The 14,717-nt window shown below is 65.7% G+C and carries 16 protein-coding genes; 10 read left to right on the top strand and 6 right to left on the bottom strand.

All coding sequences use genetic code 11. The features are described 5' to 3' along the window. The first annotated feature begins 160 nt into the window (after positions 1-160). Positions 161-1,465 (top strand): FAD-dependent oxidoreductase, encoded by a 1,305-nt coding sequence (locus tag U0S50_RS10310; RefSeq protein WP_322308683.1) that lies wholly within the window; start codon positions 161-163, stop codon positions 1,463-1,465. Positions 1,466-1,491: 26 nt separating this feature from the next. After that, positions 1,492-1,896 (top strand): DoxX family protein, encoded by a 405-nt coding sequence (locus U0S50_RS10305; protein WP_322308682.1) that lies wholly within the window; start codon positions 1,492-1,494, stop codon positions 1,894-1,896. Between the two features lie 97 nt (positions 1,897-1,993). On the opposite strand, the gene U0S50_RS10300 is transcribed toward U0S50_RS10305, so the two are convergent. Beyond that, positions 1,994-3,253, bottom strand: a complete 1,260-nt coding sequence (locus U0S50_RS10300; protein WP_322308681.1) for a dipeptidase — start codon at positions 3,251-3,253, stop codon at positions 1,994-1,996. A gap of 148 nt (positions 3,254-3,401) precedes the next feature. On the opposite strand from U0S50_RS10300, the gene U0S50_RS10295 reads away from it, so the two are divergent. Next, complete coding sequence (locus U0S50_RS10295; protein WP_322308680.1) at positions 3,402-4,577, top strand: acyl-CoA dehydrogenase family protein; 1,176 nt, start codon at positions 3,402-3,404, stop codon at positions 4,575-4,577. A gap of 23 nt (positions 4,578-4,600) precedes the next feature. Here U0S50_RS10295 and U0S50_RS10290 read toward each other — a convergent pair whose 3' ends face one another. Beyond that, entirely contained in the window at positions 4,601-5,203 is a 603-nt protein-coding gene (locus U0S50_RS10290) for an HAAS signaling domain-containing protein (RefSeq protein ID WP_322308679.1), read from the bottom strand. Further along, the gene (locus U0S50_RS10285) at positions 5,200-5,526 is read right to left on the bottom strand and encodes a PadR family transcriptional regulator (protein ID WP_322308678.1); all 327 of its coding nucleotides are present in this window, start codon (positions 5,524-5,526) and stop codon (positions 5,200-5,202) included. The genes U0S50_RS10290 and U0S50_RS10285 overlap by 4 nt, the downstream gene beginning before the upstream one ends. 74 nt (positions 5,527-5,600) lie before the next feature. Between U0S50_RS10285 and U0S50_RS10280 the strand changes: the two genes are divergently transcribed. Both U0S50_RS10280 and U0S50_RS10275 read left to right on the top strand, forming a co-directional pair. Further along, the gene (locus U0S50_RS10280; protein WP_322308677.1) at positions 5,601-6,206 is read left to right on the top strand and encodes a ferric reductase-like transmembrane domain-containing protein; all 606 of its coding nucleotides are present in this window, start codon (positions 5,601-5,603) and stop codon (positions 6,204-6,206) included. A 73-nt stretch (positions 6,207-6,279) separates the two neighbouring features. Beyond that, a complete protein-coding gene (locus U0S50_RS10275) occupies positions 6,280-7,488 on the top strand; it encodes a M20 family metallopeptidase (protein WP_322308676.1) in 1,209 nt (402 codons plus the stop codon). Here the strand turns inward: U0S50_RS10275 and U0S50_RS10270 are convergent. Further along, complete coding sequence (locus tag U0S50_RS10270; protein ID WP_322308675.1) at positions 7,478-7,594, bottom strand: ATP-binding protein; 117 nt, start codon at positions 7,592-7,594, stop codon at positions 7,478-7,480. The two genes, U0S50_RS10275 and U0S50_RS10270, sit on opposite strands and share 11 nt — an antisense overlap. 108 nt (positions 7,595-7,702) lie before the next feature. After that, positions 7,703-9,280 carry an L-aspartate oxidase gene (gene nadB, locus U0S50_RS10265; protein ID WP_322308674.1) on the bottom strand — a complete coding sequence of 526 codons (1,578 nt, stop codon included), beginning with the start codon at positions 9,278-9,280 and terminating at the stop codon, positions 7,703-7,705. Between the two features lie 70 nt (positions 9,281-9,350). Here nadB and U0S50_RS10260 point away from each other — a divergent pair, with 70 nt between their 5' ends. Then, on the top strand, positions 9,351-10,187 hold the full coding sequence (locus tag U0S50_RS10260; RefSeq protein WP_322308673.1) for an endonuclease/exonuclease/phosphatase family protein: 837 nt from the start codon (positions 9,351-9,353) through the stop codon (positions 10,185-10,187). Next, the gene (locus U0S50_RS10255; protein ID WP_322308672.1) at positions 10,184-11,098 is read left to right on the top strand and encodes an alpha/beta hydrolase family esterase; all 915 of its coding nucleotides are present in this window, start codon (positions 10,184-10,186) and stop codon (positions 11,096-11,098) included. Before U0S50_RS10260 ends, U0S50_RS10255 begins: the two co-directional genes overlap by 4 nt. 3 nt (positions 11,099-11,101) lie before the next feature. Here the strand turns inward: U0S50_RS10255 and U0S50_RS10250 are convergent, their stop codons facing one another. Next, positions 11,102-12,022: an ABC transporter ATP-binding protein gene (locus U0S50_RS10250; protein ID WP_322308671.1), complete on the bottom strand. Its 921-nt coding sequence runs from the start codon at positions 12,020-12,022 to the stop codon at positions 11,102-11,104. 121 nt (positions 12,023-12,143) lie between these two features. Here U0S50_RS10250 and U0S50_RS10245 point away from each other — a divergent pair, with 121 nt between their 5' ends. The 3 genes from U0S50_RS10245 to tldD all read left to right on the top strand — a co-directional run bounded on the left by U0S50_RS10245 (position 12,144) and on the right by tldD (position 14,631). Continuing rightward, a complete protein-coding gene (locus U0S50_RS10245) occupies positions 12,144-12,689 on the top strand; it encodes a DUF4402 domain-containing protein (RefSeq protein WP_322308670.1) in 546 nt (181 codons plus the stop codon). Positions 12,690-12,850: 161 nt separating this feature from the next. After that, positions 12,851-13,048 (top strand): zinc-finger domain-containing protein, encoded by a 198-nt coding sequence (locus tag U0S50_RS10240; RefSeq protein ID WP_322308669.1) that lies wholly within the window; start codon positions 12,851-12,853, stop codon positions 13,046-13,048. Between the two features lie 140 nt (positions 13,049-13,188). After that, positions 13,189-14,631, top strand: a complete 1,443-nt coding sequence (gene tldD / locus U0S50_RS10235) for a metalloprotease TldD (protein WP_322308668.1) — start codon at positions 13,189-13,191, stop codon at positions 14,629-14,631. Positions 14,632-14,717: the final 86 nt, after the last annotated feature.

Here is a 14,717-nt window from a genome sequence, read left to right as displayed (position 1 = left end):
ATCCTGTCAAGGCCGCTGCCGCGAATTGCGCGCGCCTCGTACACAAGCCCGCTTGCCCTGCCGCATTTCGCCGCTAGCATCGGTTCCGCCATGGAATGACATACAGGCAAAGAACAAGGGAGCCGCGCCCCGGCGCGAGCGCCCGACAAGGAGTGGGCTGATGCGTCATGTCGCAATCGTCGGATCTGGTCCGGCGGGCTATTACACGGCCGAAGCACTGCAAAAGGCGGATGACATCGCCATCGACGTGATCGATCGCCTGCCCGTTCCTTATGGGTTGATTCGTACCGGCGTCGCCCCCGACCACCAATCGATCAAGGCCGTTTCGCGCCGTTACGAAGGCGTCGCACTGACCGACAATGTCCGCTTTGTCGGCCATGTCGCGGTGGGCGACGATATCGGCATCGAGGAACTGACCGGCCTTTACGACGCGGTCGTGCTGGCGACCGGCGCGCCCAATGACCGCCCCCTCGCCATTCCGGGCGCCGACCTGCCGGGCGTGATCGGCAGCGCCGCCTTCGTCGGCTGGTACAACGGCCATCCCGATTTCGCGCGGCTCGCGCCGCCGCTCGACGCGGCGGGCGTCGCGGTGATCGGCAACGGCAATGTCGCCCTCGACGTGGCGCGCATCCTGGCCAAGACCCCTGCCGAATTCGGGGGCAGCGACATCGTCGCCCACGCTCGCGACGCATTGGCGGGGGGCAATGTCCGCCATATCCACATTCTCGGCCGCCGCGGCCCGCACCAGATTGCGATGACGCCCAAGGAACTGGGCGAACTGGGCCATCTCGAACGCGCCAGCCCGCGCGTCGATCCCGGCGACCTGCCGGACGAAGGCGACGATGCGATGCTGGAACCCGGCATGCGCAAATCGGTGACGCACCTGCGAAACTTCGCGTCCAATCTGGTCGCCAAACCGGTGACGATCGATTTCGATTTCTTCGCAATGCCCGTCGCGATCGAAGGACGCGAAGAAAACGGCGGCCGCGTCCAGCGTGTCATCGTCGAAAAGACCGCGCTCGATGCGGACCTGCGCAGCCACGGCACCGGCGAGCATTATGCGATAGAGGCCGGACTCGTCATCAGTTGCATCGGTTATCAGACGCCCCCGATTCCAGGCGTCCCCTATGAACATGGACGGGGACGCTTCGCCAATGACGACGGGCGCATCCTGCCCGGACTCTATTGCGTCGGCTGGGCGCGGCGCGGTCCCACCGGAACCATCGGCACCAACAAGCCCGACGGCGCGCGGATCGCTGAGCTGATATTGGAGGATGTCCCGCGCGGGACCGGAAAGACCGGACGGTCGGGCCTCGATCGCCTGCTGGACAGCCGCGGCGTGACGCCCGTGACCTTCCGCGACTGGCGCCGGATTGAAGCCGCAGAGGTGCAAGCCGCCATCGAAGGCGCGCCGCGCGAGAAATTCGTCAGTATCGAGGCGATGATCGAAGCCATCGGCCGGTGATAAACTGCGCCGGGCGCCTTCGCCCCGTGCTACGCATCCTGCTGGCCCTTGCCTATGGCTATGCTGGCTACCGCCATCTGGCGACGCCCGGGCCCTTTCTGGCGATCACCCCGCCATGGGTGCCGCAGCCCGAATGGGTCGTGATGCTGACCGGTGTAGCGGAAATCGCAGGCGCGGCAGGCCTGATGCTGCCGAACCTGCGCAAGACAGCCGGCTGGGCGCTTGCCCTCTATGCGCTATGCGTCTGGCCCGCCAATTTCCACCATGCGATCGCCGATATCGCGATCGGCGGAGAGACGCTGAGTTGGTGGTATCACGGCCCACGCCTCGCCGCGCAACCGTTGATCATCTGGTGGGCGCTGTGGGCAAGCGGCGCGATCGACTGGCCCTTCGGAAACCGGAGGCGCGCACCACATTCGCCGCGCCCCTGAACACGCGCCGCTCGCGGGGCAGGTACGCCCGTCGAACAAGGAAGCACCCTCCATCCCCCGCCGCGCCGCGACCGGGGATGGCGCCAGGGTGCGCCGCCTATTTCGCGACCGGCGTTTCGATCGGTGACTGCCCCTTCTGGCTAGCGGCATAAGCCTCGACCGCTTTCAGCACCCGGATCATGTTGCGGCTGGCGATCTTTTCCATGTCGGCCTGACTGTATCCGCGACGCGCGAGTTCGGCGAACAGCGCGGGATATCCGGACACATCCTCCATGCCGACGGGCGCCGATCCCATGCCGTCATAGTCGCCGCCCAGTCCGATATGGTCGACCCCGATCGTCCGCTTCAGATGGTCGATATGGTCGGCGACCTTGGCGACGTGCGTGACCGGCACCGGGTTCGCATCGTCCCACGCTTTCATGGCCGCCGCTGCACCCGACGGATTGCCGACGAACCGCGAATCGATTCGTGCCTTCTGCGCCGTGCGTGCCAGCCCATGTTCGCGCACCGCGGGGTCGAGGAAGGCCGGCAGAAAGACAATCATCACGATCCCGCCATTGGCCTTGACCGCGGGCAGCACGCTGTCGGGGACGTTGCGCGGATGGTCGTTGATCGCGCGCACCCCCGAATGGCTGAACATCACGGGCGCCCGCGCCGTTTCGAGCGCATCCTTCATCGTCGCTTCACTCACATGGCTGAGGTCGACGATCATCCCGATGCGGTTCATTTCCCGGACCACCTGTCGGCCGAAATCGGTCAACCCGTCATGTTCGGGCGCATCGGTGGCGCTGTCGGCCCAGGGTACGTTCTTGCCGTGGGTCAGCGTCATATAGCGTACGCCCATTCCGTACATTTCGCGCAGCACCGCAAGCGACGAGCCGATCGAATGGCCGCCCTCGATCCCCAGCATCCCCGCGATCTTGCCTGCCTTCATCTGGCGTTCGAGTTCGACCGAATCGGCCGCGAGCGCCAGATCGGCTGGGTAACGGGCCGCCAGCCGGCGCATGACGTCAATCTGTTCGATCGTCTGCTGCACCGCCAGCTGTTCATTCGGGTTCGACGGGACATAGACCGACCAGAATTGCGCCCCGACCCGTCCTTTGCGCAGGCGGACAAGGTCGGTGTGCATGGCGATATCGTTGCTGGTCGCGGTATCGCTCGTATCGTGGAAATCGAAATCATTGATGACATTGTCCGCGCGGTCACGCAGCGCCCAGGGCACGTCATTATGTCCGTCGAAAACCGGCGCGCGCTTCAACGCGGCTTCGGCGGCGGCCTCTGGCGAGGATTGAGCCGCAACGGGGTTGGCGACAAGGGCGAGTGCGGCAAAGCCGGCGAGCAGAAAGGACTTGTTCATAGCGCGCGACCTTACGCGCCACAGCGCGGAAATCGAGCCGAAATTTTCATTTCGCCGCCAACAGTGCAACGATGCCGTTTCACGGGCGTCGGCGGGCGCTGTCCGGCACCCTCTTGACGTTAACGTCAACTGTGCCCAGCATCGCGCCATGACCGCTTTCGACGACTGGCGCATGCGTTCGCCCTATTATGACGAAACGCACGATGCGCTCGCCCGGAATGTGCGCCGTTTCGTCGAGCGCGAGATCGCGCCGCACATCGACCGCTGGGAAGCGGAGGGCGAATTGCCCCGCGATCTTCATCGCAAGGCTGCCAGGGCGGGAATCCTGGGCCTTCGCTATCCCGAACAATATGGCGGGCACAGCGAAGGCTTCGACAATTTCCACAGCCTTGTCCTGACCGAAGAACTCGCAGCGGTTGGCGCGGGCGGCCTTGGCGCCTCGCTGATGACCCACGGCATCGGCTTGCCGCCGGTCCTGGCGCTCGGTTCCGATGACTTGAAACAGCGGATCGCGCCACCGGTCCTGGCCGGCGAGCGGATCATCGCGCTCGGCATCACCGAGGCGGGCGGCGGCAGCGACGTCGCCAATATCCGGACGCGCGCGGTGCGGGATGGCGACGACTATGTCGTGAACGGTGGCAAGATGTTCATCACCAGCGGCATGCGCGCCGACTGGCTGACCTGTGCGGTGCGCACCGGCGGCCCTGGCGCGGCGGGGATATCGTTGCTGCTGGTCGAAATGGACGCCCACGGTGTCGAGCGGACCCGGCTCGACAAGATGGGCTGGCGGTGCAGCGACACCGCCGCCATCCATTTCACCGACGTGCACGTTCCGGCGGCAAATCTGATCGGCCCGGAAAATGGCGGCTTCATCGGCATCATGCGCAACTTCAATTCGGAGCGGCTCGGCATGGCGATGGGCTGCTGCGCCTACGCCCGTGTGGCGATGGCCGAAGCAGCAGACTGGGCGCAGCAGCGCGAGACTTTTGGCAAGCCGCTCGTCGGCCATCAGTCGATCCGCATCAAGCTCGCCGACATGGAACGCCAGATCGAAGCGACGCAGGCATGGGTCGACCTTTGCGCCTGGCAGGTAAAGACCGGGCACGATCGCCCCGCCGATTTCGCGATGCTGAAGGTACAAGCGACCCGGATGCTGGAGCATGTCGCGCGCGAAGCGGCGCAAATTCTGGGCGGCGCAAGCTATATCACCGGCAGCAAGGTCGAACGCATTTACCGCGAGGTTCGCGTCAACGCGATCGGCGGCGGCAGCGAGGAAATCATGCTCGATCTAGCCGGACGGCAATTGTTTGGGGGAAAGCGCTAGCCTTCGTCAGCCTCATTGCCAGATCACGCTGCTGCCCGGCGCCGGTAACGATCAGCGCGGCCAAGCTCGCCTAGCAACAACACAACAAGCGCCAGTTCGGCGACGGCACTCGCCGCCATCAGCGGCAGTGGCGCCGCCCCTCCTGATGGGACAGCTTCCGCCGCGCGTAGCAGGCTGGCGCCCACTGACAGGGCAAGCAACCCCAACGCGACATGCAGCAACGGCGCAACTCGCGTCGGCGGAGACGGAAGGCGGCGCAGCCTCGCCCACGCCAGCAGGACACAGGCCAGCGCGGCGACCAGTCCGCCACGATCGATCAGTGTCAGCGGGTCGGCAGCAACAGGAAGATCAAGCCACAGCGTCCGAAGACGCATCAAAACGAACGTGACCCCCAGCAACAGCACCGCGATGAACCACGCCCGGCGCAGTCGCGCGGGAAGCCCCGCCTCAGCATAAGCCCGGGCGATGTCGGACGGCGCCCCGAAACGGCGGATGGCGACGGCTTCGCCCGCGACTTCGGCAGCCTCCCGAAGATGCGATTCGATCTCGGGGCGGACCCGTCGCGACAGGCCGGGGTCAAAGGCGAGCGCCCGATCCAGTTCGTCGAGATAGTCCGCGATATTCATGCAGGCGCGCCCAGCAACCGCTCGACCCCTTCCGCAAAGCGCGACCAGCCGTCGCGGCGCTCGACCAGAGACCCGCGTCCCCGATCGGTCAGTTGATAAACCCGCCGCTTGCGCCCGCTATCGGGCTGCACCCAGTGGCTGGCCAGCAGGCCCGCCTGTTCCAGCCGGTGCAGCGCCGGATAAACCGTTCCCTCGGGCAGGTCGAAATGCCCGCCGCTTCGCGTCCGTATCGCCTCGATGATCGCATAGCCGTGCAGTGCTTCCGCGCCGAGTACGGCAAGCAAAATGGCGTCAAGGTGCCCCTTTAGCATCTCCGATGTCATGACCGCGATTTACCTTTGCATTGCTAGGTATGCAAGTTATACCTAGCATTCCTATGTATTGAATGGAGGATGTGATGCGCCTTACGCCCCGCTGGATCGAAGGCTGGACCCTTTTCGCGCTGCTTGCGGCGGCACTAATCATCATGTCAGGCGGGCTGTTCCTGTGGGACGGCGGCGATAGCGACGCAGCGCGCCTGGTCATTCGCGCCACCGCCCGCACATCGCTCATCTGCTTTCTGGCCGCCTTTGCGGCGTCGGCGACGGTACGCCTGTGGCCGCGTCCTTTCACATATTGGCTCCGCCGCAATCGGCGTCAATTCGGGCTAGCTTTTGCCCTGTCCCACCTCATCCATGCCACCGCGATCATCGCCCTGCATCGGATCGATCCGTCGATCTTCTGGCGGCTCACCACACCGGGCTCGATCATCAGCGGTTCGATCGCCTATGCCTTCATTGCAGCGATGGCGGCGCCCTCGTTCGATGCGGCAGTACGCGCCATGGGACCGCGCACATGGGGAATTCTGCACCGCGTCGGAACCTGGTTCATCGCGCTCAGCTTCCTGATCGCCAACGGCAAGCGCATCCCGGCGAGCGGCACCTATGCCATCCCTGTGGCCGCGCTGCTCGTCGTCGTCATGCTGCGCCGCGCTGCCCACGGCACCCAGCTCCCGCAGACCTAGCTCGCCGCTCGACTTCCAGTGCGATCGGCGGCAAGATCAACGAACTGCACATCGCAACAAGAGACGAGGCCTGATGAATATCGCGACGACGCAACACTGGCCCGCCGAGGCCGAAACCCTGCTCCCCGACCTGGTGGCCCTGCGCCGTGCCATCCACCGCGAACCCGAACTGGGGCTGCAAAACCCGCGAACCCTTGCGAAGATCAAGGACGCCCTCGCGGGGCTGCCACTCGAATTTCGCGAGGGGCCGTCGACGACCGGGCTCGTTGCGATCCTGCGCGGCCCGGCCAATGGCCGCACCGTTCTGCTGCGCGGCGACATGGATGCGCTGCCGCTCGTCGAGGACACCGGGCTCGATTTCGCATCGGCGACCACGGGCGCGATGCACGCCTGCGGCCATGACACCCATGTCGCGATGCTGGTCGGCGCGGCAAAGCTGCTGTGCGCGGCACGCGACCGCCTGCCTGGCACCGTGATGTTCATGTTCCAACCGGGCGAAGAGGGGCATCACGGCGCGCGCTTCATGCTGGATGACGGGCTGATCGATCCACTGCCCGACGCGGCCTTCGCCCTCCATATCATGCCGAACGCCCCGCACGGCATCTTCGCCGGGCGCGCGGGACCGCTGCTTGCCTCGTCCGATGTCCTCTCGATCGGCATCAAGGGCGCGGGCGGCCATGCTTCGATGCCGCAGGATGCGATCGACCCGATCCCCGTCGCCTGTGCCATCGTGACGGCGATCCAGACGATGGTAACGCGGCGGATATCGGTGTTCGACCCTGCCGTCATCACCATCGCGAAGATCGCGGCTGGCACGACGAACAACATCATCCCCGAAACCGCAGAAATGCTCGGCACCATCCGCACCCTGTCCCCCGAGCGCCGCGCGATGGTGGCGCGCGAGTTGCAGCGTCTCGTTCCCGCGATCGCCGAAGCGCATGGCTGCACGGCCGAGGTCCATATCGAGCAGGGTTTTCCCGTCACCATCTGCGACAGCCGCGCCGCCGCATTCGGCCAGCGCGTCGTCGAACAAACCTTCGGCGAAGCGGCGTGGCTGACCATGGACAATCCGGTGATGGGGGCAGAGGATTTCGCCTATGTCCTCGAAAAGGTGCCCGGGGCGATGTTCTGGCTGGGCGCGAGCGAGGAAGGAAGCGACTGGCGCAGTTGCTGCGGCCTCCATTCGAACCGCATGATACTCGACGAAAAGGTGATGGCACGCGGCGCCGCGCTGCACGCCGCGCTCGCCGAACGCTTTTTGAACGAAGGATTCAGCGCATGATCAACATCGTCGGCGGGCTCGCCTCAAGAAGGGTCGATTTGCCCGAGCCATTCTCGCCGACGACGATCGTCACCGGACGCTCGAACCGCAGGTCGAGCCCCGGCATACTGAACGGATAGTCCTCAGGATCGGCTCAGTCGACCCCGCGTGCTTCGCCCTCGGACAGCCAGACGCGCGGGGGCGGCAGACGCATATCATGCGGCTGCCGCGCCATTTACGGCACCAGCACCGTATCGACAGCCTGCGGCAGCAGATCGGGATAGTCGAGCGTCGAATGCAGCCCGCGGCTTTCCTTTCTGTGCAGCGCGCTGCGGACGATCAGCTCGGCGCATTGGAGCAGGTTGCGAAGCTCGATCAGGTCGGTCGTCACCCGGAAATGGCCGTAATAATCGCCAACCTCGTCGGTCAGCATCTTGATCCGGTGCTGCGCACGTTCCAGCCTTTTGGTCGTACGCACGATCCCGACATAATTCCACATGAAGCGGCGGATCTCGGTCCAGTTCTGCTTGATCACCACCTCTTCGTCCGAATCGGTGACGCGGCTTTCGTCCCACGGCCGGATCGCGGGCGGAACGTCCAGATCGTCCCAGCTTTCGATGATGTGGCGCGCCGCCGCCTCGCCGAACACGAAACATTCGAGCAGACTGTTTGACGCCAGACGGTTCGCGCCGTGCAACCCGCTTTCGGTGACTTCGCCTGCCGCATAAAGGCCGGGCAGGTCGGTCCGCCCGTCAAGGTCGATCAGCACCCCGCCGCAGGTATAATGCTGCGCCGGCACCACCGGGATCGGCTGGCGCGTCATGTCGATGCCCAGTGACAGCAATTTTTCATGGATATTCGGAAAATGGCCCGCGACGAATTCGGGGTCCTTGTGACTGATGTCGAGATGGACATAATCGAGCCCGAAGCGCTTGATCTGGTCGTCGTTGGCGCGCGCCACGATGTCGCGCGGCGCCAGTTCGGCACGCGGGTCATAATCGGGCATATAGCGGTGGCCGGTGACAGGATGCCGCAGCAACCCGCCCTCACCCCGCACCGCCTCGGTAATCAGGAAGTTCTTGACGTCCAGATTATAAAGGCAGGTCGGGTGGAACTGCATCATCTCCATGTTGGAAACGCGCGCGCCGGCACGCCATGCCATCGCGATGCCGTCGCCCGTCGCACCGCGCGGGGCGGTCGAAAACTGATAGACGCGCCCCGCGCCGCCGCTGGCGAGGATCGTCGCGCGGCCGACATGGGTATGAACCTCTCCCGTCGCCTCGTCGAGGGCATAGACCCCCCAGACACGCCCCGATCCGGAATAGCGTTCCTCATGCCGCCCGGTGATCAGGTCGATGCACGCCTGTCCGGGCAACAGCGTGATATTCGGATGCGCTTCGGCTGTCTTGAGCAGCGCGGCCTGCACCGCCCAGCCGGTTGCGTCATCGACATGGACGATACGGCGGTGCGAATGGCCGCCTTCGCGCGTCAGATGCAACGCCCCCGCTTCCATATTGAAGGGGACCCCCATCGCGACCAGCCGCTCGATCGCGCGCGGAGCATTTTCGACCACAAACTCGACCGTCTCGCGCCGGTTGAGTCCGGCCCCCGCGACCATCGTGTCATCGATATGATTTTCGAACGTATCGCCCGCGTCGAGCACCGCCGCGATGCCGCCCTGCGCCCAGGCGGTCGACCCGCCGGTCAGATTGCCCTTGGCAAGCACCAGCACCTTGCAATGGTCGGCCAGGCTGATCGCCGCGGTCAGGCCGGCCGCGCCGGAGCCGACGATGATAATATCGGTTTCATTCATGGCGCCTCTGTTACACAGCGCGGCTCCGCGCGACAGGGGGATTCGCGGCCCCCGACAGAGGGATTTCGTCGTGACGCATAAAGGGAAAGTTGATCGCCGTTCGTTGCTCGCCGCACTCGCCGCCTTGCCAGTCGCAGCGTGCGCTCGCGGCCTGCCGGATGTGGCCCCGGCCACAACTAAGCCCCTGCGCGTTGCGACCTTCAACATCTGGCACGACGCTGGCGGGCGCTGGCCGGTACGGCGCGAATTGCTGACCGCCGCGCTGCGCGCCGCCGACCCCGACGTCATCGCACTGCAGGAAGTGCTGCAGGATGCGGCAAAGGGTCTGCCGAACCAGGCCGATACGATCGCCACGAGCCTTGGCTATCCGACGGTCCATTTCGTCGCCCCCGAACCCGAGGGCGCGCCCAAGCGCTATGGCAACGCCATATTGACGCGCTTGCCGGTGATAGAGGTGGCGCGCCGCAAGCTGGAGCCACTCGACGATTATCGGACCGCGATCCGCGTGCGCGTGCAAAGTACGGCGGGTCCGGTCGATATCGTCGCCACCCACCTCGCCTGGCAGCCGGAGGCCGGCGCGGTGCGCGCGCGCCAGGTCGCCGACCTGCTCGGCTGGCTGCCCGGCGACGGGGTGCCGACACTGTTGATGGGCGACTTCAACGCGCCGCTCGACGATCCCGGCCTCGCCGACCTGTCGCCGCGCTTTGCCTCCGCCCTGCCGCCTGGTGCAGCCACCACGACACTCAACCCGGCACAGGGGCACGCGCCGCGCGTGATCGACCATATTTTCGTGGAGCCCGGCGCCTTTGCCGTCCGCGATGCCCGCATCATCGGCGACCAACCGGTCGGCGAGGATTATCCATCGGATCATTTCGGCGTCGTCGCCCAATTGGAAAGAAGGGCATGACCCGCATGCGTACCGCAATCCGTCTCGCGCTGGGCATCGCGGCACTTGCCGCGTCAGGGCAGGCGCTCGCCGCGCCGCGCTGCGACATCGGCGCGAACGGCACCGCACAGCGCATAGCGATCGGCACCACCGGACGGTCGATGCTGGTCCATATCCCGGCCAACGCCCGCCCCGGAAAACCCCTGGCGCTCGTCTTTCTGCTCCACGGCAGCGGTGGCAATGGTGCCGCGATGCTCGAACGTTCGGGGCTGGCCGCAACCGCCGACCGCTATGGCTTTCTTGTGGCCGCGCCCGATGGCGGCATCCCGGTCGACCGCGGTTTCGTCTGGAACATTCCGGGCGTGCCGACGATCACCGGCGCGATCCCCACCGCCGCCGACGCCGACGATGTCGCCTTTCTGACCGGCGCGATCGGCTGGCTCGCCGACCAGGGCTGCGCTGACCGGCGGCGCGTCTATGCCACCGGCCTCTCGGGTGGCGGGCGCATGACATCATGGCTCGGCTGCGTCGCGGCGGACCGCTTCGCCGCGATCGCGCCGGTGGTCGGCCTGCGCGCGGGCAATCCTCTCGCCAGCGATCCGCGCCGTCCCGATCCCGCGACCTGCCGCCCGACGCACGCTATGCCGGTGCTCGCCTTTGCCGGCGACAAGGACAGCGTCAATCCGGTCGAGGGCGGGGGCGCGGGCTATTGGCAATATCCCATGGACGCCGCGCTGGCCCGCTGGGCTCAGCTTGGCGGTTGCCGCAGCGGCCCCAAAAGGGTGGAAACCACGTCCACGACCGAGGAAAGCCGCTATTCCCGCTGCCGCCGCGGCGCGCGCGTCATCGGCCATATCGTGCGCGGCGGCGGTCACGAATGGATTGCCGACAATGCGGCGATGTGGAAATTTTTCGCGCGTTACCGGCGCTGACGATCAGGCGGCGCGGCGCGTCAGGTTCAGGAACACATCCTCCAGATCGGCCTCGCGGGTCGATACATCGACGATATGGTGGCCCATCGCATTGACGGCGGCCAGCACCTCGCCCGCGTTCATCCGATCCTTGTTATAGCTGATCGCAAGGCCGCGTTCGCCTTCACGCTCGACCTTGTCGAACGCGGGATGCGCGGGCAGCACGGTGACGTCCTGATCGAGCGTCACGACAACGATCTTCTCGCGCGCCATATCGACCAGCTCGCGCGTCGGCTTGTTCGCGATCAGCTTGCCATGGTTGATGATCGCGATGCGGTCGCACAATTGCTCGGCCTCTTCGAGATAATGGGTCGTCAGCACGACGGTAACGCCGCGATCGTTGAGGCTTTGCACATATTCCCAAAGCTGTTGGCGAAGCTCGATGTCGACCCCCGCCGTCGGCTCGTCGAGGACGATGATCGGCGGCGAATGGACCATTGCCTTGGCCACCAGCAGGCGACGCTTCATCCCGCCCGACAGGGTACGGGCATAGGCATCGCGCTTGTCCGACAGATGGACCGCGGCGAGCAGCGCGTCCGAAATCCGCTTGTCCTTGGGCACGCCATAAAGCCCCGCCTGATTCTCGAGCGTTTCATAGGGCGTGAAGAAGGGGTCAAAGACGATTTCCTGTGGAACGATGCCGATCGAATATTTGGCATTACGGGGATCGCCATCGATGTCGAAACCCCAGATGCTGGCCGCCCCGCTCGTCTTGTTGACCAGCCCTGCCAGAATATTGATCAGCGTCGACTTGCCCGCGCCATTCGGGCCCAGAAGCCCGAAAATCTGGCCGCGCGGCACATCGAAGCTGACATTGTCGAGCGCCTGCTTGCCTCCCGCATAGATTTTGGAAACGGCGTCGATACGGATGGCGGCTTCGGTCATTCCCATTCCATAGCGGCGCGTCCCGCGCGGCGAAAGAGGGGCGAACACCGACCGCCGCCTCGCGCCGTTAATCCTATTTTGGGGCCTTACCGCTATTGCCGCGACGGTGAGGACCAGACACATGATCTACCGACAGCTTTTGCTGAGCGGCCTCGCCGCCTGTGCCATGACCGGCGCTGCGGCTTCGCCGGCCACCGCCCAGACCCCGACACCCACCTCGGCCGAGGCTGAAGCCATCGTGCTTCGCCCGCTGAGCTTCTTCAGGGTCAACGATCTCGATTTCGGCGACATCATTGCGTCGGGAAGCGCTGGGACGGTGCGCCTCGCCCCCGACGGATCGCGCAGCAGCACCGGCGGGGTCACGCTGGCCGGCAACAATGGCGCGCCCGCCCGCTTCGCCGGTCTCGGCAGCTATAACCGCCAGGTCAATATCTCGCTCGGGTCGAACAGCATCTGGATTACCGGGCCGGGGCAACGGATGCGCGTGCGGACCTTCGAAATCGGCAGCACTCCGACCGCGATTTTATCGACCTCGCCGACTCGCTTCCGCATTTCCTCGGCGCTTGGCAATTACAACTTCCCCGTCGGTGCGACGCTGGAAGTGAACGCAAACCAGGCACCCGGCGATTATAGCGGCAGTTTTTCGATCACCCTCAACTATCTTTGACCGGCTCTGGTGGGAGAGGACGGCACCGGGGACCACGGGCATCCCCGACGGGCGATGTCCGCCGGTGCCGTCATGCTCTCCACCGCCCTTCGCCATTTCCTTTCGCGCAGATGCGCAGAGCCGATTGCCGAGGGGCCGGACGCTTGCTATGGGCGCCCCTCATGACCCAGCCCGCCCCCGAAACGATCCGCACACCCAAGACCCGCATTGCCTGCGACGGCACCGGTGACGGTCTCGCCGATGCGGCGCTTGGCCATCCGCGCGTCTGGCTGGAAATCGATCCGGAAGAAGGCTTTGCCGACTGCGGCTATTGCGACCGCCGCTTCATTCTGGTCGGCGGCGTCGCCGACCATAGCTGATCGCCCGCCGCCGGTCGGACACGCTTCGACCGCGACGATCACCACCGCCCCTTGCGCAAGGCGCGCGATCAGACTCCCAAACGGCCGACGATGACGATGCGCCCTTTGCGCACGCGCCCCCGCATGCCTATATCGTCGCCATGACAAGCCCCACCGACCCCCGCCGCTTTCTCTACCGCGCCGACGCGCTCGACCCCGATCTGGCGCAAAAGCTGGCGCGTGAGGCGTTGGCACGCGCCGACGATGGAGAGCTTTATCTGCAATATCGCGCGACCGAGAGCTTCGGGTTCGACGACGGACGGCTCAAGACCGCCGACTATTCGACCGACGCGGGCTTCGGGCTCCGCGCCGTGTCGGGCGAGATGACGGGCTTTGCGCACGCCAGCGACATCAGCGCGGGCGCCATCCGCCGCGCTGCCGAAACGCTGGCGCTCCTGGACCCCGCGACCCAGCCTCCCGCGGCGGCACCCGCGCGCACCAACCGTCACCTTTATGACGAGGCCAACCCGCTCGACCTCGTGCCCTTCGCCAAGAAGGTCGCGCTATGTCAGCAGGTCGATGCCGCCGCCCGCGCGCGCGACCCGCGCATTGTCCAGGTGTCGGTCAGCCTGGCCGGCAGCTGGTCGGTTGTCGAAATCGTGCGCGCCGATGGTTTCCTCGCGACCGACATCCGTCCGCTCGTCCGCCTGAACGTCAGCATCGTGGTCGAAGAGAATGGCCGCCGCGAAAGCGGCTATTTCGGTCTTGGCGGCCGCTACATGTACGATCACCTGTTCGAGGAAGCGCAGTGGAACCGCGCGATCGACGAGGCGCTATCCCAGGCGCTCGTCAATCTGCGTGCCGTTGACGCGCCTGCGGGCGAGATGACAGTGCTTCTCGGCCCCGGCTGGCCCGGCGTGCTGCTCCACGAAGCCGTCGGGCATGGGCTCGAGGGCGATTTCAACCGCAAGGGCACCAGCGCCTTTTCAGGCCGTATCGGCGAGCGCGTCGCGGCGGCCGGCGTCACCGTGGTCGACGACGGCAGCCTCGAAAGCCCGGTCGGCGGCGGCCGCCGCGGCTCGCTGTCGATCGACGATGAAGGCACCCCGACCGGCGAAACCGTGCTGATCGAGGACGGCATCCTCAAAGCCTATATGCAGGATCGTCTGAACGCGCGGCTGATGGGGGTCGAACCCACCGGCAACGGCCGCCGCGAAAGCTTTGCCCACGCCCCCATGCCGCGCATGACCAATACGTTCATGAAGGGCGGCAGCGACGATCCGGCCGAATTGTTGAGCCGCGTCAAAAATGGCATTTTTGCCAAGAGTTTTGGCGGCGGACAGGTCGATATCGTGTCGGGCAAGTTCGTCTTTTCCTGCACCGAGGCCTATAAGATCGAGAATGGAAAGCTCGGCGATCCGATCAAGGGCGCGACGCTGATCGGCGACGGGCCAAGCGTGCTCACCAAGGTGACGGGCATCGGCAACGACATGGCGATCGACGAAGGCATCGGCATCTGCGGCAAGGGCGGCCAGAGCGTCCCCGCGGGCGTCGGCCAGCCGACCCTGCTGGTCAGCGGGCTGACCGTCGGCGGGACCGCCTGAACGCTCAGCCCCGGCTCCGATCCATTGCCCCCGGTCCGGGCGCCTTCGGCGCCGGGATCGCCGGGCGGTTGTGACCGGCGTCATTG

This window comes from Sphingopyxis sp. (assembly GCF_034380315.1).
Classification (GTDB): domain Bacteria; phylum Pseudomonadota; class Alphaproteobacteria; order Sphingomonadales; family Sphingomonadaceae; genus Sphingopyxis.
Note: the sequence above shows the minus strand (reverse complement) of the source record. Positions and strands in the feature narration are given on the sequence as shown.